18 protein-coding genes and 2 riboswitches are annotated in these 18,668 nt (G+C 35.6%); of the genes, 7 read left to right on the top strand and 11 right to left on the bottom strand.

Going from position 1 to position 18,668, the window contains the following annotated elements; all coding sequences use genetic code 11:
- Window positions 1-47 precede the first annotated feature (47 nt).
- A riboswitch (SAM riboswitch) is annotated at window positions 48-151 on the bottom strand.
- Between the two features lie 202 nt (window positions 152-353).
- Window positions 354-464, top strand: a riboswitch (SAM riboswitch).
- 84 nt (window positions 465-548) lie between these two features.
- Window positions 549-1,670 carry a methionine biosynthesis PLP-dependent protein gene (locus CFK40_RS00415; RefSeq protein ID WP_089530167.1) on the top strand — a complete coding sequence of 374 codons (1,122 nt, stop codon included), beginning with the start codon at window positions 549-551 and terminating at the stop codon, window positions 1,668-1,670.
- A gap of 149 nt (window positions 1,671-1,819) precedes the next feature.
- Here CFK40_RS00415 and CFK40_RS00420 read toward each other — a convergent pair whose 3' ends face one another.
- On the bottom strand, window positions 1,820-2,374 hold the full coding sequence (locus CFK40_RS00420; protein WP_089530168.1) for a cysteine hydrolase family protein: 555 nt from the start codon (window positions 2,372-2,374) through the stop codon (window positions 1,820-1,822).
- Between the two features lie 368 nt (window positions 2,375-2,742).
- On the opposite strand from CFK40_RS00420, the gene CFK40_RS00425 reads away from it, so the two are divergent.
- Window positions 2,743-3,258, top strand: a complete 516-nt coding sequence (locus CFK40_RS00425; RefSeq protein ID WP_089530169.1) for a DUF2243 domain-containing protein — start codon at window positions 2,743-2,745, stop codon at window positions 3,256-3,258.
- A complete protein-coding gene (locus tag CFK40_RS00430) occupies window positions 3,245-4,036 on the top strand; it encodes a cytochrome c oxidase assembly protein (RefSeq protein ID WP_089530170.1) in 792 nt (263 codons plus the stop codon). Before CFK40_RS00425 ends, CFK40_RS00430 begins: the two co-directional genes overlap by 14 nt.
- A 302-nt stretch (window positions 4,037-4,338) precedes the next feature.
- On the opposite strand, the gene CFK40_RS00435 is transcribed toward CFK40_RS00430, so the two are convergent.
- From CFK40_RS00435 to CFK40_RS00445, 3 genes are all read right to left on the bottom strand, one after another.
- Entirely contained in the window at window positions 4,339-5,007 is a 669-nt protein-coding gene (locus CFK40_RS00435) for a P-II family nitrogen regulator (protein WP_089530171.1), read from the bottom strand.
- Window positions 4,997-6,496 carry a DUF1538 domain-containing protein gene (locus CFK40_RS00440; protein WP_089530172.1) on the bottom strand — a complete coding sequence of 500 codons (1,500 nt, stop codon included), beginning with the start codon at window positions 6,494-6,496 and terminating at the stop codon, window positions 4,997-4,999. The genes CFK40_RS00435 and CFK40_RS00440 overlap by 11 nt, the downstream gene beginning before the upstream one ends.
- A gap of 185 nt (window positions 6,497-6,681) precedes the next feature.
- Window positions 6,682-7,245, bottom strand: a complete 564-nt coding sequence (locus CFK40_RS00445) for a tyrosine-type recombinase/integrase (RefSeq protein ID WP_089530173.1) — start codon at window positions 7,243-7,245, stop codon at window positions 6,682-6,684.
- A gap of 328 nt (window positions 7,246-7,573) precedes the next feature.
- Here CFK40_RS00445 and CFK40_RS00450 point away from each other — a divergent pair, with 328 nt between their 5' ends.
- Complete coding sequence (locus tag CFK40_RS00450) at window positions 7,574-8,089, top strand: hypothetical protein (protein WP_089530174.1); 516 nt, start codon at window positions 7,574-7,576, stop codon at window positions 8,087-8,089.
- Between the two features lie 401 nt (window positions 8,090-8,490).
- Window positions 8,491-9,033, top strand: a complete 543-nt coding sequence (locus tag CFK40_RS00455) for an NADPH-dependent FMN reductase (protein ID WP_089530175.1) — start codon at window positions 8,491-8,493, stop codon at window positions 9,031-9,033.
- Window positions 9,034-9,553: 520 nt separating this feature from the next.
- Here the strand turns inward: CFK40_RS00455 and CFK40_RS00460 are convergent.
- The 3 genes from CFK40_RS00460 to CFK40_RS00470 form a co-directional block, all read right to left on the bottom strand.
- Complete coding sequence (locus CFK40_RS00460) at window positions 9,554-9,994, bottom strand: carboxymuconolactone decarboxylase family protein (RefSeq protein WP_089534243.1); 441 nt, start codon at window positions 9,992-9,994, stop codon at window positions 9,554-9,556.
- A 617-nt stretch (window positions 9,995-10,611) separates the two neighbouring features.
- Window positions 10,612-11,109, bottom strand: a complete 498-nt coding sequence (locus CFK40_RS00465) for a hypothetical protein (RefSeq protein ID WP_089530176.1) — start codon at window positions 11,107-11,109, stop codon at window positions 10,612-10,614.
- 339 nt (window positions 11,110-11,448) lie between these two features.
- A complete protein-coding gene (locus tag CFK40_RS00470; RefSeq protein WP_089530177.1) occupies window positions 11,449-12,003 on the bottom strand; it encodes a cysteine hydrolase family protein in 555 nt (184 codons plus the stop codon).
- 119 nt (window positions 12,004-12,122) lie between these two features.
- Here CFK40_RS00470 and CFK40_RS00475 point away from each other — a divergent pair, with 119 nt between their 5' ends.
- Window positions 12,123-12,536, top strand: coding sequence for an Lrp/AsnC family transcriptional regulator (locus CFK40_RS00475; RefSeq protein ID WP_089530178.1), 414 nt, complete (start codon window positions 12,123-12,125; stop codon window positions 12,534-12,536).
- A gap of 445 nt (window positions 12,537-12,981) precedes the next feature.
- Here CFK40_RS00475 and copZ read toward each other — a convergent pair whose 3' ends face one another.
- The 4 genes from copZ to CFK40_RS00495 all read right to left on the bottom strand — a co-directional run bounded on the left by copZ (window position 12,982) and on the right by CFK40_RS00495 (window position 17,573).
- The gene (gene copZ / locus CFK40_RS00480) at window positions 12,982-13,185 is read right to left on the bottom strand and encodes a copper chaperone CopZ (RefSeq protein WP_089530179.1); all 204 of its coding nucleotides are present in this window, start codon (window positions 13,183-13,185) and stop codon (window positions 12,982-12,984) included.
- A gap of 29 nt (window positions 13,186-13,214) precedes the next feature.
- Window positions 13,215-15,599 carry a heavy metal translocating P-type ATPase gene (locus CFK40_RS00485; RefSeq protein ID WP_089530180.1) on the bottom strand — a complete coding sequence of 795 codons (2,385 nt, stop codon included), beginning with the start codon at window positions 15,597-15,599 and terminating at the stop codon, window positions 13,215-13,217.
- A 12-nt stretch (window positions 15,600-15,611) separates the two neighbouring features.
- Window positions 15,612-15,914, bottom strand: a complete 303-nt coding sequence (locus tag CFK40_RS00490) for a metal-sensing transcriptional repressor (protein ID WP_089530181.1) — start codon at window positions 15,912-15,914, stop codon at window positions 15,612-15,614.
- Between the two features lie 327 nt (window positions 15,915-16,241).
- Window positions 16,242-17,573: a 6-phospho-beta-glucosidase gene (locus CFK40_RS00495; protein ID WP_089530182.1), complete on the bottom strand. Its 1,332-nt coding sequence runs from the start codon at window positions 17,571-17,573 to the stop codon at window positions 16,242-16,244.
- Between the two features lie 233 nt (window positions 17,574-17,806).
- Here CFK40_RS00495 and CFK40_RS00500 point away from each other — a divergent pair, with 233 nt between their 5' ends.
- Entirely contained in the window at window positions 17,807-18,532 is a 726-nt protein-coding gene (locus CFK40_RS00500) for a MurR/RpiR family transcriptional regulator (RefSeq protein ID WP_089530183.1), read from the top strand.
- Window positions 18,533-18,668 lie beyond the last annotated feature (136 nt).

Here is an 18,668-nt window from a genome sequence, read left to right on the forward strand (position 1 = left end):
CTTCTTAAAATAAGAAGAGGTTTAAATTAGCAATAGCTTAAGTTCTCTTCTTATCTTTTGAGATAAAATACACCCACAGGAATTAGCACAGTACCTAAAGGTCTGTTGCCAGGTTTCAATGGGCCAGTCCCTCCACCTATCTTGATAAGAAATTATATTTAAGTGTTAATATTCAATACAATACTAGTTAAAAAATTGTATGTCAAGATATAATTTAAGTATTCCTATCAAAAAACTCAGGTATGGAATTATACACTTATTTGTATTTAATTCGGAAAATTTATTTCTTGCTTTTTTTTCCAATATGTATTAAAGTATTAGAAATCAAACTTATTAAAAATTACATATGTTTATTCTTATCAAGAGAGACGGAGGGAATGGCCCTACGATGTCTCAGCAACCAGGCTGTTAAGGCCACGGTGCTAATTCCAATAGGTAGTTACTCTTTACCTAGAAGATAAGAAGATTGTTTTCGTAATTAGGGACCTTCTTCTTTTCTAGAGGGTCCTTAATTTTTTTGCTTAATTTCATTGAAAAGGATGAATTACATGACAAATAATAGTTTAGAAACCAAGTTGGTACAACTAGGTAATAAGAGTGACGGGACTACAGGTGCGGTAAATGCACCAATATATTTATCAACGGCATACCAGCATCAAGGGCTTGGCAGATCCACTGGATATGACTATACACGTACTAAAAATCCAACTCGATCTATTTTGGAAAAAGGAATTGCGGATCTTGAAGCTGGTGAGTGTGGGTATGCTTGTAGTTCTGGAATGACGGCCATCCAGTTAACCCTCTCCCTTTTCCGCTTAGGAGATGAATTAATTGTTCCAGAAGATATTTATGGAGGAACATACCGTCTACTTGAACATTATTCAAATGTTTATGACATACAAACAACCTATTCCGCGTTTAATAATGTCCATGAAACGGAGAAGTTGATTACAAATAAAACACGAGCATTGTTTATCGAAACTCCAACTAATCCATTAATGCAGGAAATTGATATTGAAGAGTTTGCTACACTTGCTAAAAAATACAACCTATTACTTATTGTTGATAACACTTTTCTAACCCCTTACCTGCAGCGCCCACTAGAACTTGGGGCAGACATAGTTATTCATAGTGCTACCAAATACATTGGCGGACATAACGATGTGTTAGCTGGATTAGTCGTTGCTAAAGGAAGTGCAATCTGTGAAAAATTAGCTGAATTCCATAATGCATCTGGTGGGGTCTTGGCTCCTATTGATTCATGGTTATTAATTAGAGGCTTGAAGACACTTGCCTTACGGATGGATCGACATGAAGAAAATGCAAAGAAACTAGCAGAGTATTTAATAAAAGAACCTAGTGTTACTGACGTTTTATACCCTGGAAAAGGTGGTATGCTTTCATTTCGTCTTAGAGAAAGTAAATGGGTCGAACCATTTTTAGAAAACCTCCAGTTGATAACTTTTGCGGAAAGTCTTGGAGGAGTAGAGAGTTTGATTACTTATCCTTCGACTCAAACCCATGCTGATATTCCACTAGAGGAACGAACTCGGCGCGGAATAGACAATCGACTATTGCGTTTTTCCGTCGGTATTGAACAAGCGGAAGACCTAATAGCAGACTTAAAACACGTATTTTCAACCATAGGGCAGGAGGTTTACCGGACATGAATTTTGGTAAGGACCAATTAGAAACAAGATTAAGGAATTGCTAAAGCATTTTCATCATTAAACACTCTCCAAAATATTAGTTGGGAATCACCTAAAAATTAGTAAGCAAAACAATAGAAGCGGCACAATTAGTACCGCTTCTAATTTATTTATCTATGAGAGTCATGGGTTGGACTAAAAAGGTCTTCCTCAGAATTTCTCACAATTGAAAAGTGTTCAACATTATAGTGACCATGAAGCGTACTGTTATGATGCTTTATGATTTGTTCTGCACTTAGAACACCATCTTCCGTTGAATGACCATCACCGACTAATGTTACATCCAGTCCACTAATCGTGGCTGTTCTGACTGCAGTATCTATGCAGTGTTGTGTTTTACAGCCCATAATAATTACGTGCTCAACCTGTTGCGATCGTAAATGTTCTAGAAGACGTGTCCCGTGAAAGGAATTAGTTGCAGATTTATCGAAAATCTTTGCTTCTGCAGGTACATTGATTTCACTATGAACTTGGAATCCCACGCCTTTTCCTTCTGCAACATCGAGATCCCTTACAAACACAGCTGGAACATCAGCTTCTTTTGCTTTTTCAATTACTTTATTGATATTCCTAATCAGCTGCTCTTTATTAAAAACCGCACTTTCTTCTAGATTCCCATCAATTAATTCCTGTTGCGCATCAATGATTAATAATGTCTGATTCAAATGATTTTCTCCTTTCAAATTTCGGGAAACGCTATACAGTTTATTAGTTAGACGTTATCCCCTTATAATTTTCCACGCTAACATTTCTGTTGTTTGTCATACTATCTACCCCCTAAATCAGGATTGACTAAAAATTTGTGTTTATAATTTTCCAGCAATTTAATATTAACATATTTATTTGAATAAGACCCTTTAAATAAAACCAATACTTTCATCTAATTCTTGCTATCATCAGATACATGTTTAATTATAAATGGAGAAAAAAATGAGGGTTTTTTCTGTAAACTTTGTATATAACCTGTTAGTTGAAGACATATTTGGAAACGATGAATGTATATATGAAGGGAACTCAGTTGAAGGAGAAGAAAATGACTTCTAAAAATAGAAATCCAAAAAATAACTCAAATTATGTGAATAGCTCTAATTACAAAAGTCGTAATCTGTGGTCAGGCTTTCTATTTGGAATTGGTCTAGCCGCGTTTATAGACGAGACTGTTTTTCATCAGCTATTACGTTGGCATCATTTTTATGATAAGTCCACAACTGATATTGGACTAATCTCTGATGGGCTGTTTCACGCTTTTAGTTGGTTTGCGACCATTGGGGGATTGTTTATTTTAGCTGATCTCCGAAGACGAAAAGCATTGTGGCTCAAAAGGTGGTGGGGAGGAGTTTTGCTTGGTGCAGGTGGTTTCCAGTTATACGATGGTACGATCCAACACAAATTAATGCAGATACACCAGATCCGTTATGTAGAAAATGTATTTGTCTACGATCTGGTATGGAACGTAATAGCGGTTTTAATTATCATAACCGGTCTCAGCCTTGTTAGTCGTACACGAAGACAACGACCGGGGAAGGCTGGCTCACATGAACATCAATAACCACGTTAATCATGAAATTGGGGTAATACCTCAGCTACTTTTAGCACTACCGTTTGTGTTGGCTTTGGTTATGTACATCCTTGCTGTAGTAGTTTCAAGTAGACATCAAAGGTCTTGGCCTAAATACCGTACCGTTTACATGACTTTTGGAGTTCTCTTTGCGATTATTGCAGTTGCTGGCCCCCTAGCCAATCGTTCCCATATAGATTTCACAGCGCACATGTTTGGTCATTTGTTCTTAGGGATGCTAGCGCCATTACTTATGGCTCTTGCTGCGCCAATGACACTTGTGCTACGAACGCTAAGTGTTCCCTTAGCGAGACAACTTTCAAGGGTTCTTAGGAGTTGGCCATCGCGAATGTTTACCCATCCCGCTGTTGCACTTTTTCTTAATATAGGAGGGCTCTGGGTATTGTACACCACCAGCCTATACTCACTTATGCACGAGAATATCCTTTTGCATTTAATAGTCCATTTCCATGTATTCTTGGCTGGCTACTTATTTACGGTGTCAATTATCTATATCGACCCGATGCCCCACCGGGTTCCATTTTTATACCGTGCAATCGCATTAGTTATAGCCTTAGCTGGCCATGGTCTTCTATCAAAGTATATCTATGTCCACCCACCTGATGGAGTCCCATTAGAACAAGCAAAAATTGGAGGTATGCTCATGTATTATATTGGAGATATCATCGACGTTGTTCTTATCTTCCTATTTTGTTTACAATGGTTTCGAGCAACCAGGCCTCGACCAGGGCTAGCTATGGGTCAGTAGCGGAAGGAATAGAATTAACTTCCAACATACGGAAACTAAAAACCCTAGACATTCTTATCAGTCGATATCTTCTGGTTTTAAACTAAAGTTTGATCAAATTGATACTAATCCTTAAACAAGTGAAAATAAAAAGCTTGTTTGAAAAAGATTATCGAAACAAGCTTTTACTATAGCAAATTAAAGAATTTTTATCATTTCTTTCTTATCAACGCTTTTACTGTCGCTAAATATATTTTAATTTTATCCTTTTACAAAGCGATAAGAAAAGCTATATATTTCTTTAAAAAGGCTGCGAAATAATATCACTCATATAAACCATACGTATTATTGACATCTTGAATGAAGATAATCCCATTACCTGGCTCATCAATTTTGAGTTTCTTCCTTATCGAGGATACTATTGCTTCTGTGCTTTCTTTTTCTGACAGAATCATAACAACTTCTTTCTCCGGTTCAATCTCCATGGAAAATAGCTTACTAGTCTCATGAATTCCTGAGCCTCTTGCATTAATGATCGTTCCACCTTTAGAACCTGCTTCAGTTGCTGCTTCGATCACGTACTCTGCATCCCCTTTTTCTATAATCACCGTAATAGAATGATACATTTTATTCTCCGCACCTCTTCCTTCTTTAATATGATCGCTTTTACAACTCCTTGCTCCTAATACGTGACTAACCGAAGTTGTAAATGCTATACCGTGATTAGGCTTAGTAAATTTAAACTTTTTATCAAGCTGTTCAAGCGCTTGACTGACCTTTTTTTTATCAGAGACCATTAAAACGACCTCTTTTCTAACATCAGTTATAGCTAAGAATTTCAAGAGGTGGTTTTTGAGTGTTCCTTTTCCTAACAACACAGTCCCCCCTGAAATACCGTGTTTCTTAGCTGTATGCATTACTTTGCTTCCTAATCCGAAGTTTACAATAATACAAACAAGTTCATAGTCCGCCATTTCAGTATTACTCGACATTACGCTCTAATCCTCCTTTTTCTTTTCTTGATTTTAATTTGAAAACAAGACCTAGTATCTGTAAAGCAATTATAGGTGTCATTGCTACCAATGCAATCATACCAAATCCATCAATTAAGACATTTGCACCTTCTATTGACTCAGCAACTCCCTGTACAAATGCTAATATAAAAGTAGCAGTCATCGGACCTGATGCAACTCCCCCAGAATCAAAGGCAATCCCAACAAACAGCTTAGGAACAAAAAATGTCATTGCTAACGCGATCACATACCCGGGCAAAAGATAATGCCACAATTGAAGCTCGGGTATGAGTATCCTTATTATTGATAAAAGAACCGCCAAACCAACTCCTATCGAAAGCGTACTCATAACCACTTTTCTCTTTACATATCCGCTCGTAACATCCTCTATCTGATGTGTTAGAACATGCACTGCGGGTTCCGCTAATATGGTAACCAATCCCAACACGAATGCTACAATAATAACATATGCTTTATTATCTAAAGAGGCTATGTTATGTCCAATTGTAGTTCCAACATCCATAAAGCCTGCGTTTACACCGACTAAGAATAGAACAAGTCCCAGAAAAGTAAATAATAGACCCATCAGGACTTTTCTAAAGGCTCCTCTGGACATTTTAAAGGAAACTTTCTGAAATATAAGAAAAAGTATTAGAATAGGTAGTAATGCCACAATAATTTCTTGAGCTATTACTAAAATTTCATGGATAAAAGGACCAAAAATGGATGTCGTGTCAATTACAGCATGTTCAAGACTACCTGTCATTTTATCAGTTTCCGAAATGATGTTCATAATCATCACTGACATGATTGCACCTGTAGAAGCAACAGCTACTAATCCAAAACTATCTTTCTCGGAAGCTTTACTATCTTTTTTCAGCGCAGAAACTCCCAAGGCAAGTGCTAAAATAAAAGGAACTGTCAATGCACCGGTAGTTGCCCCCGAAGCATCAAAAGAAATGGCTAAAAATTCTGGGGATGTAAATAGCGCGAGTACAAAAATGATAAGGTACAAAATAATCAGTAATTTATATAGTGGAAAATTATAAACAATTCTAACTAAACCTGTGGAAATTAATACACCAATCCCGATTGAAACAACAATAACAATTGCTACCTTTGATATCAAACCTCCTGTAACAAGATCCACCTGACCAGCGAGGATATGCAAATCTGGTTCAGCGATTGAAATAAAAAAACCAAGCATTAAACCAGCGATTACAACAATCCAAATTTTATTTGATTTTGCAATGGTCTTACCCATAGACCGACCAATAGGAGTAATTCCTAAATCGACTCCTAATAAAAAAATAGCTAATCCAATTATAATTAAGATGGCTCCTATAATAAATCGAATAATTAATGTTGGATCTAAAGGTGTTAAGGTAAAGTTTAGAATCAATACCAGGACGGTAATAGGGAGAACTGCAAACAATACTTCTTTTAATTTAGAAACTAGTACATTCAATTATAGGTCATTCCTTTCTATTCATTTACTAATTAACAAAACCTTAATACTTTCAATATTGTTATAACGCCTGTCAAATTAAATGAATAAGGATTTTAAATCTAAAAATTCGAATAGTTAAAGATGGAGAGAGGATAAAACGATTGTAGACTTTAAAGTGGTTACTATATGACATATTTTAACGGTTATAAATTGACATCTACTTTAATTGTGTGCTCTTCACTTTTATCAAAACCAATATATCGTAACGTTTCGGGAGCCGAATGATGGTTAAAAATTTTCATTAAAATTGAGATGGCAATTCCTTTCCGGTAGGCGTGGTAACCAAAAGTTTTTCTTAACGTATGCGTCCCAACTTTCCCTGTTATTCCCACATCCTTTGCCGCTTGATTAATAATGCGATATGCCTGTTGACGAGTAATGGGGTGATTGTTTTTCTTTGATTTAAAGAGGTAATGACTGTTATTAAAATCAAACAGGGATAAGTACTTTTTTAGTTCTATTTGTATACTGTTGTTTATATAGAAGACCTTTTCTTCGTCACTGTGAGTATCTTTCACATATAAAAATTCTTTTATCTCTTCACCATCCCATATATCATCGATTTTTAAGAAAAGTAAATCACTAACTCTTAACCCTGTATTAATACCAAATACAAAAAACAATAAATCTCGCTGGGAGTGCTGCTTTAATACTTCTTTGATAGCCATAATATCATCAATGTTTTTTATAGGATCAACATACTCCACAGTTTTTCCTCCTTTAATGTTACTTAATTATATTTTAATGAAAATTAAGTAACATTGCAATTATTATGTTTTCAATTTTTGGAAGTAAAAACTCGAGTGGAACTGGATGAATAATCTAATTTCCACTCGTGAATTGTACAGTTTTATAGTGAACAATTCCTTTTGACTTACTTTGGCAACATAAATGAATAAAAAACAAAGCTTATTTTGAAAAAAATGTCGATAAATGTAAAACGATTAATGCAGGAATTTTGTTCACTTTGTAGAAATTAATAAGTATAGGGTAGCTGTACCACCAAACTAAGAAGAAGTAAGGAAGGTGAATAGTATGTTCAAGATAAATCTATTAAAATGGATGCCACATAATGATCAAGGTTTATATGAAAGAAGGCTTTCAAAGGTTATGAAGGAATTTAAAATTGAAGATTACCATTTCAATTGGGATCGCACCAGTTGCTTTATTGAATTTGACTACCTGGAAAATTCCTACAGGTTGGAACACTCTATTGAAAAAGCTAAAAAAAAGGGAATTATTTTAAGGAATGGATTGGATTGTTTAATGGAGTTGACCCAGTCCCTTGAAGATTTGTGTGGAATCATTAATAGAGGGACTTATAAATTTGAGACATTGATAGCAGGCATGAAACAGTCATCTTCTGAGCAGGAGATGCCCGAATACCAAGAAGAATTTCAAATAAGATATAAGTCATTGGGAAAGCGGAACCTCTCTAATTATAATGAAGAGGACCTTATACCTTTTGCGACTGAATCTTCTCTAGAGGATAATGATCAAAACCCCCAAAACCAGATTATCGGACGACGTCAGCGTAATAGGAGCCTTTAATTATAAATGTATGATCAATTAACCCTAATAAACGAATAGATTAAGAGCGTGTTTTGAAAAAGTAGTGATTAAAGCACGCTCTTCATCTATTCAATTTAATTCACTCTTTTCTGAAAAAGTGTGATATTTTTGTGCTCCCTTCTAAAACTATCAATTATAAGCATGATGTAGAATATACTGGGAGCATTTCATGAAAATTTGTGTTTGTTGACCTCTTGCTCAGATACAAGCAAATTGGTTGAATTAAAAATCAGGATAAGATATGCTTCACTATAAAATGTTTAGCCCATAAATGATTTAGTACTAATATGATGCATCTGATTAAAATGGTGACATCGGGTGTGGTAAAAGTAGAAATAATATAAACGTTGACTATGAAAACGTGAAAAGAGGTAGTAATAATGAAACTAGTCGGGATATCGGGAGCACTGGCTGGTGACAAGACATCTCTAGCAGTAAACGACGTTTTGGTCGCAGCTAAACTTCTTGACTCAACCATACAGACAGAGTTAATTGACTTAAGGGAATATGAGATTGAATTTTCTGTTGGTGCTCCGTTAGCAGAGTATAACGATGATACTTGGGATGTTGTTAATAAAATTTTGTCTGCCGATTTCCTGGTATTTGGTACACCAATTTATCAAGCATCCATTTCAGGAGCATTAAAAAATCTATTAGACCTTTTCCCTGAAAATGCCTTTAAATATAAAGTAACAGGCATTGTAGTAACAGGATGGTCTAACAAACATTTTCTAGTACCAGAATACCAATTAAAACCAGTCCTTTCTTATTTTAAAGGGTTAGTTCCTACCGGTAATGTCTTTATCCATAATGATTCCTTTAACGAAGAAAGTGACGAAATAATAAATCGTAATATTTCCGAGAGAATTCAAAAACTTGCCGAAGAAATGATTTATCTCCAACGAGGGATTAACAATAGATAATAAATACTAATTTTTATTGCGCAAAGTAAGAAAAGCGTAAGCGCCCGTTTAGCAACGTACAAACTGTGCCCACGCAACGTGGGTAGTTCGATGTTGCTCATGCTTTGTGGCGGTTTTAATCGAACTTCCTCCCTTCTTTTGAGATAAAGGAAACATGCCCCTGCAACAGGGGTATGCCGATGCCTAAGCGACAGCCCGGTTTTAGTCGGCCTTCCTTTTAGTACGAACCGATGTTGACTTATCGTAGTGGAGGGGTGTGAAGTTTGGGACTGCGCTAAATGCTCGCCCCACCAAGACCACTGCTAGTTGCTGGGCGCTGAAGCTGGACATGGCCGTTGATATAAGTAAGCTTAATAGAGCAAAATTCTATACTTTCTTTACTTAGGGAAAAAGCCATTTTGACTCAACTTTCGGATAGTTATATAACCTTTATTAACAGGGTCTTCCTTATATTCGGTCTTAGATCCATACAAGGATGGCCTCCCTCAATTCTGTCACTGTCAAAAACCTAGTCATTTATTTAACTGTCCGCTTTATTTCCCATTGAAATAGATAACCTGTTCCACGTATTTATCTGATTTATGATCATAACTAGATCTATATATCCTTTTTCATCATAATGTTCTCTCACTCTATTATACAACTCATCATTAACTCCTTTTTCTGAAATTAATGTCATATTTTCTGCTAGTTGTAACGCTGCTTTTTCTTTTTCACTGTATATGTTCGTTGCCTCCCAAGCGTTTAAAAGGTTAATCTGTTCATCCGTTACCTTTAACTTTTTCGCTTCTTTGGTGTGCATATTGGTGCAATAAGAACAGCCATTGATTTGAGATACTCTTATTTTTATCAGTTCCCTCAACTTTCTATCAATAGCCGTTTTCTTTACATACTTCTCTAGTTCCATAATTTTCTCTAATGCTTCTGGTGCAGCCTTAAAATAATTTATTCTATTTTTCATGTCCATAAATCCTGCCGCTTTTACAATACCTTTACTAATAAACTTAGCCACTTCTGTCACTCCCTCCATACTTATCTAATTATTCTACACGACGGATAAATATTCGTATTACTCTAAGGGAAAACGCAATAACTCGTATCCTTAAGGCGCAACACATGTTGTACTTCTAATTGTATCGTATGCTATAATCTATCCAAATATCAATGGATACTTATAGGTACTAAAATCCCTTTTGTATGTCGTACTTGAGTTCTGGCAAGGGGACGGAAATGAACACACAAACAATAGCAACATCTGAATACTCCGCACAGATAGCTTATTACTCTTCTCAGCCTTATTTTGACCTTCATTGCCTTGATGAAGTGCTTTTCTTTTACCTCTCAAACTTGTTTCGATCTTCATTGTCTTGATGAAGCTCTTTTCTTTTACTTCTCAGTCTTATTTCGATCTTCAATGTCTTGATGAAGTGCTTTTCTCTTACTTCTCAGTCTTGTTTCGACCTTCACTTATACTTTCTACAAAGAAAGCCGACTGATTTTTAATAAAATCAATCGGCTGTGTAGGCTTTTAATTTTTTTGTATACACTATGGCAAACAAAAATCCTTTAAACTGAACGTTATGCATTTACTGCTTTACTAGTCTGACTTGCATGTAATTTTTTCATTGCAAATCTCGCTATCGGTTGAGCAATCAACGTTTCAACCCAAAATGCGATGAAAAAGTTACGTGGCCAATCATAAAAGAACGTTTGAATTGGCTGGAAACTAATTTCTCTCATGCCAATCCAAGATCCGATAACTGTCAGTAAAATGGATAAGATGGTTACGCTAAACAATATAGTGAATAATACTCTGGCATTAAATCCGTCCGTAGGTTTAACAAACAATGGTACTAATTTACTAACGATCGGATTTGCAACAAGCGTTACCAATAAAATTACACAAATCCATACAAACGGAATCACTTGCAATGTGTTAAAATAAACTTGCTTTTCGAATCCAAATTCAAATCCCATAATAAGTGGTGCGATAATATTTACTGAAAGTACTGAAATGATGGCCAAGAACAATATAAATTCTTTTCCACTGCGAGGTAACCTCGTCTCCTCATGCATACTTCGTCATCTCCATTTATACTATTTCAGATGGCAGACGTATCATGAGACATATATTTTTGATCAAAAATTAGATCAATATCTCCACACACTGATTTAATAATATTACCACTTGCATTCGATATAATTCAAGACTTCATGCTGAATAATTTTATTTTCATCATCGTAATTTTAACATTACGACTTTACTTTCCAACTACATATAATGTTGATTTGCTGCACTACTTATTAATAACAATCGATAATTTATAAAATTAGCTTAATAGAGCAAAATTTAATACTTTTTTTATTTACAAAAAGAGGAGATTGTTTTTTAAAACAAACTCCCTTTGGAATTAATTAGTTGTTTTGTTGCAGGAAATTCTCGGTCGAAATTACATTGGCATACATGCCGTTAAGTGCACTAACAAACGCATAGTGAACCTGTTCTGCTGGAACAACCTTATCTTGATAAGATAAGTCCCTAGTCGCACATGCATCTTCAATTAGTGTAGTTTCAAAACCTAGATCAACTGCAGCCCTAACTGTTGCATCAATACACATATGCGTCATCATACCTACAACGACTACCTTGGTTACACCTTTTTCTCTTAACTTGCTTTCTAAACCAGTCTTCAAAAAGCTGTTAGGGAAATTTTTTACGATAATGTTTTCGTGTTCGAATGGTAGAACAGTTTCATGTATTTCAGCTCCCTCTGTATCTGGAAGAAAGAATCCTAGTGCTGGATCGCTTGCGATATGTTGAACATGAAAAATATTATCTTTGTGATGCTGTCTAAACCATTCTATAACTTTGGCAGCATTAGCAGCTACTTTATCAGGGTTGACTAATTCCATCTTGCCATTTGGGAAATAGTCATTTTGAATATCAACAATAATTAAAGCTGTACTCATTATTATCACCTCATTAAATTTTTTGTTACAATATAATGATAAATGATACCTTAATTTTTATCGATACTTTGATGAAACACTTTTACAGCAAATCATTTCATGGTGAAAGGGAATTTATTATGGAACTTGATAACATTGATTTACAAATACTTCGGATACTAACTGAAAATTCTCGTGTCCAATGGAAAGACTTAGGGAAACAAATTCATATGACCGGACAAGCTGTAGGGAATCGTATTAAAAAGCTTGAGGAAAGTGGTGTAATTAAAGCCTATTCTCTAATAGTAGACGAAATGAAACTAGGACTTTCTTATACAGCATTTGTCATAATTTATATGAAAACAGCAAACCATGATTCATTTTTACGTTTTATTAAGGAACAAAAAGAGATAGTTGAAGCTCACCGAGTATCGGGAGAAGGATGTTACCATATGAAAGTGAAAGTTAATACTCAAGAACAATTGAATCTTTTTCTTAATAAAATACTCGATTATGGAAACTATTCTTTGTATCTATCCATACAAGAAATTTAACAACATAATCTGTTGAATACTATTAACTTCTCTTAAGCACATACTTAAAGCAGGAATAGCTGTACGAAAAAGTATTGATGATTAAACAAAAATAGTTAGATTGTAGACGAATTTGTAATATTAAAAAGGCATGCCTCCGAAATACAACAAGAAGAATACATAATCAATATTAGATTTAAAACCCGGGATGGAAATTATTAACTTCTCCCGGGCTTTTCCTTTTATTCTTTCATTTATACTGGTTGAAGTTAGCATAAGTAACCTTGATGTTCGTTATTTAGGGGGTTGATTATGCTCTCTCCACTGGCACATTTCAGTTCAACTTTCAACCTCCTCCACGCCTGACAAAGGTTTTATAAAAATAAAAAGCATTACTTATTATAAAGAAATGCTCATAATAAAAAACTGATTTTCCAAAAGGAAAACCAGCTTTTCATTCTTATATTTAGGCAACATCATAGCCTTGTTCTTCAATAGCTTCTTTCATGGCATCAACATTTACTTTTGATTCATCAAAAGTAACATCTACATTATCAGCTTCTAAATTAACTTCAGCTGCTGATACACCATCTAACTCTTTTAATGCACCTTCAACTGACATTTTGCAATGGCCGCATGTCATGCCTTGTACGCTTAACGTTTTTTCCACGATTTTTCACCCCCTTTAAATTGGCATTCTTATAGTTTCACTCGTTTTAAACGAAGTGAGTTAGATACAACACTTACCGAACTTAATGCCATTGCTGCACCAGCAACCCATGGTGCAAGTAATCCGACTGCTGCAATTGGGATTCCTGCTGTATTGTAGCCAAAGGCCCAGAAGAGGTTTTGACGAATATTTCTAATAGTTGCATGACTGATTCTAATGGCTTTCGGTATAAGCAATAATTCTCCACCAAGAATGGTAACGTCAGCAGCTTCAATCGCCACTTCTGTACCAGTTCCAATGGCAATTCCAATATCTGCAGTAACCAATGCAGGTGCATCGTTCACACCATCACCAACCATTGCTACCTTTTTACCCTGTCCTTGAATTTCTTTTACTTTATCCGCTTTTTCTTCAGGTAACACTTGAGCAATCACTTGGTCGATTCCTACTTGTTTGGCAATAGCTTGAGCGGTTCTTTCGTTATCACCTGTTAGCATGATTACTTCAATTCCCAACTCTTTTAATTGCTTAATCGCTTCGGGTGCTGTTTCTTTAATGGTGTCTGCAACCGCAACAATTCCACGATATTTACCATCAATAGCAATTAACATGGCTGTTTTACCATTTGTCTCATAGTCAACTAATTTTTCTTCAGAATCTTCCATTTCTATTTGATGATCCACCATTAATTTTCGATTTCCAACAAGGATTTGTTTTCCAGACATCTTAGCTTCAATACCATGACCGGGTATTGCGTTAAATTCATCCACATCCACAAAGTCGATTTCATTCTCTGTTGCATATGCCACAATAGCTCCTGCAAGCGGATGTTCCGATCCTTTTTCTGCACTAGCTAATAATTGTAATGCTTCTTTATCACCAGTAAAATCCGTTACTTCTGGTTTCCCTTTTGTGATGGTTCCTGTTTTATCAAGAATGATTGCCTCTAATTGATGGGTTCTTTCTAGATGTCCTCCACCTTTAAAAAGAATTCCGTTCTCTGCAGCCTTTCCTGTACCAACCATAATTGATGTCGGTGTTGCAAGTCCTAAAGCACAAGGACAAGCAATAACAAGTACAGCAATTGCTGCAACTAATGCAGGTTCAAATTGACCAGGCTGGACAAACACGATCCATGCGGTAAATGTTAGAATGGCAATCACTACAACGATCGGTACGAAATAGCCAGAAATGACATCGGCTAATCGTTGGATTGGTGCTTTCGATCCTTGAGCTTCTTCGACAACTTTGACAATCGATGCAAGGGCAGTATCTTTACCAACCTTCGTCGCGCGCATTTCAATCGAGCCATTTTTGTTTATGGTCGAGCCGATAACAGTTGCGTCTACGTCCTTTTCAATTGGAATGGATTCTCCCGTAATCATCGATTCATCGACAGAAGTTTTTCCTTTTACAACCATACCGTCTACAGGTATTTTCTCTCCTGGTTTTACAACTAACTGATCACCAACGACAACTTCCTCAATTGGAATCATGATTTCCTCGCCATTTTTTATAATGCGAGCTTCTTTTGCCTGTAAATTAAGTAAAGAAGATAGTGCATTCGTTGTCTGGCTTTTTGCTCTCGCTTCCAAATACTTACCAAATAAAATCAATGTGATTAAAACTGCACTTGTTTCAAAATATAAATGTGGCATATATGCTGGGTTTCCAATGGTCTTAAATGCTTCGTATAAACTATAGAAATAAGCAGCACTAGTACCTAATGCGACTAATACATCCATATTTGCTCCACCATTTTTCAGGTTCTTATATGCACCCACATAAAATTGCCATCCGATGATAAATTGAACAGGTGTTGCTAAAGCAAATTGGAACCATGGATTCATGAATATTTCAGGTAGATTCATGCCAAATAAATGAACGAGCATCGTAACTACTAATGGTGCAGATAGTACGGCTGAAATGATTAGTTTCGTCTTCTTCTGGTGTAGTTCTTTTTCTTTATAGGTTTGTTTTTCCTCTGCCTCTGCTTTTGGTTTTGCATCATAGCCAATATTTCGGATCTTCTCAATTAAAGCCTTTTGATCAACTAATCCAGAATTATACTCAATTGTTGCATTTTCTGTAGTTAAGTTTACTGTTGCAAGCTTAACACCGTCTTGTTTATTCAAAACTTTTTCAATACGGGTAGAACATGCTGCACAAGTCATCCCAAAGATATCAAATTCGGCCTTTTCCATGAGAACACCATAACCAACATTTTCTATTTTTTTCGTAATATCCTCAATCGAAGTTTTCTTTGAATCGTAATCTACGGTTGCCTTTTCTGTTGTTAAATTGACTTGGGCTTCTACTCCATCCATTTTATTTAAAACCTTTTCAACACGAGTGGAACAAGCAGCACAAGTCATTCCTGTTATTCCAAGTGTTGCATGATTTGTTTCGCTCATAATGGCTCCTCCTTATTTGGAAAACTGCTTCATGACAGTCATTAATTCCTCAATGGTTTCTTTACCTTCACCTTGTTTGATCGCATCACTGACACAATGGTTGATATGTCGTTCGGTAACAGAGAAACCTACATTTTTTAATGCGGATTGAATCGCACTGATTTGTACTAAAATATCTACACAATATCGATCCTCTTCCACCATTTTCTGTATCCCACGAACTTGACCTTCTATACGTTTTAAACGGTTAGTAACCTTCTGCTTTTCATCGTTTGTTCTTGGTTTAATTGGGTGATCATGTAAGAATTTATCCAAATTAATCACTTCCTTTTCGCTTATACTTATACTATACCCCCATATGGTATATATGTCAACAGAAAGCTTCATATCTTGGAAATTTTTATTACTATATTGAAAGTACAGTCTTAATTTGTCACTTCAACAATAACCTATACAAATCAAGCCCCAGCATATATAGCCGGGGCTTTCTCATTCTTCCACCTATGTTCTTAAAATTTAACCACATTCTCACCTATAGTCATGAATGGTAATGGTAATCTTAACCAAATCATCTTTTATTTCACTAAAATCAGAAACCTGACTTACTTAAGCATAGGACCTTCTGACAATAGCTGCCTCTAATTAAAGTATAACTTTGTCTTTGAAGAATTGAGGAAGGTATTCTTTATGTGCTTCCATCATTTCATCTACAATTTGTTTAGCAATTGCGTCACTTGGTGTTAAAGGATTAATCGTTAAAGCAAGCACGGCTTTATTATAATCACCAGTTACAGCTGCTTCTGCTGCAATACGTTCAAATGACTTAATTTGCTGGACAAGTCCACGGGTAGCAACCGGTAGATCACCTATTGCCAACGGTATAGGACCATCTTTTGTAATAACACAACTGATTTCAACGGCTGATTCATCCGGAATACTAGCAATTGCACCACGATTCATCGTGTTTACTGGTTGAATGTCACGTTTGTCGTTGTAGATAGATGTAATCAAACGAACGGCTGCATCTGAATAATATGCTCCGCCACGTTCTTCTAATTGAGGTGGTTTGATAGTAAGGTTTTTATCTTTATAAAGTTCGAACAAGTCTTCTTCCAATTGTTGAACGACCTCAGCGCGGGTGCCTTCTGTCTTGGAGTTTTCAACAGCTTTATCCAACATTTCTTTCGATTTGTAGTAATACATATGGTATGGACATGTCAAGACATTCAATGATTGAATAAACTCAGGTTCCCAACCTATTCCGTCTATATTTTTAACGAAACTGCTATTTTCCGGATCAGACAATTTTGTTATAACTTCTTCTTTTACACTTACACCATCTACGTACACATCTAGACCATATACCATATGATTCAGTCCTGCAAAATCAATACGGATACGGGAATGGTCAACATCTAATAATTTTGCAATACCCATTTCCATTCCGATAGGCACATTGCACAATCCTACAACTTTCTTGATGTTAGAATAGCGTAGCACAGCTTCTGTTACCATACCAGCAGGATTAGTAAAGTTGATTAACCACGCCTTCGGACATAGATCTTCCATGTCTTTACAGATATCTAAAATAACTGGGATGGTGCGTAATCCTTTGAATAAACCGCCTGGCCCGTTTGTCTCCTGACCTAGAACACCATATTTTAATGGAATTCTTTCATCTTTTGCACGAGCATCGAGTAATCCAACACGAAATTGAGTAGTAACAAAATCAGCATCCTTTAAAGCTACTTTTCTATCAAGTGTTAAATGAACCTCAATTGGAAGACCTGCTTCTTCTATCATTCTTTTTGCAAGGTTGCCAACGATTTCTAGCTTTTCCTTTCCTGCCTCAACATCTACTAGCCATAACTCTCTAACTGGTAATTCATTATATCGTTTTATCAATCCTTCTACTAATTCAGGGGTATAACTGGAACCCCCACCAATCGTTGCAATCTTAATACCTTTTGTCATACTCGATACACCTCCAGAAAATTTAACAGCCAAACAGCTGGTTGCAATTTGAAAAAACTATAGCTTATGACTAAATTGTATCTGTATTTGGTAAGACGGTAAATAAGTGTAGAGCATCTAGTTTTTAATAACGAAAGAAGTCATTTGTTACCTAAATGTAACGACATGTGTCTTGTTGAATGTTATGTTAAAATTAAGTTGTAGGGGCTTAAAAAAGGAGGAATCCAACATTAATGTTTACACATGAAATAATCGCTTCACTCAATGAGTTAGAAACTTCTTTATACAACTATATTAGTCAAAACAGTGATAAAGTGGCTTATATGCGAATTCGTGAACTGGCAGATGAAACCCATGTATCAACTGCTACCATTTTACGTTTTTGCAGAAAAATTAATTGTGAGGGTTTTTCAGAATTTAAAGTGAAGCTTAAAATGCATCTAGAAGAAAATAAAAAGACTGTTTTGAAAAGTTCTCAGCATTCAGTAACAGAATTTTTTGAGCGAACGTTAAAAGGAGATATAGAGGAAAACATTAGGAAGGCTGCAAGTGTAGTTAACAAAGCAGATAGTGTAATTTTTATTGGAATAGGGAGCTCAGGTATTCTGGCAGAATATGGAGCAAGGTATTTCTCAAGCTTAGGTAAATTTTCGATGTATATTAAAGATCCTCTTTTTCCAATTCACTCTAGCCTACGTTATAATAGCGCTACAATTGCTTTATCCGTCCTGGGGGAAAATAACTTTACAGTCACTCATCTTAATCAACTTAAACAAGAAGGAAGTAAAATTATTAGTATTACAAACAATAAACACTCAACCATTGCAAAAATATCTGATATAAACATCCCATATTATGTAACTGAAGAGTGGTTTGAAAACGCTAATATTACTACACAAGTACCCGTTCTTTATATTCTAGAATCAATGGCCCGTGAAATATATAAACTTAATAAATAAGAAATTCAACAATAGGTTCGTTTGCGGAAGATGTATATGGTACTCTTTTTCTCAACTATCACACTTTTGATTCAAACTAAAGCATTTAGAAAGCTTATGCTTTAATTCATTAGGAACGACTGGCAAATTATAATAC

It is taken from the genome of Virgibacillus necropolis (assembly GCF_002224365.1).
GTDB lineage: Bacteria > Bacillota > Bacilli > Bacillales > Amphibacillaceae > Virgibacillus_F > Virgibacillus_F necropolis.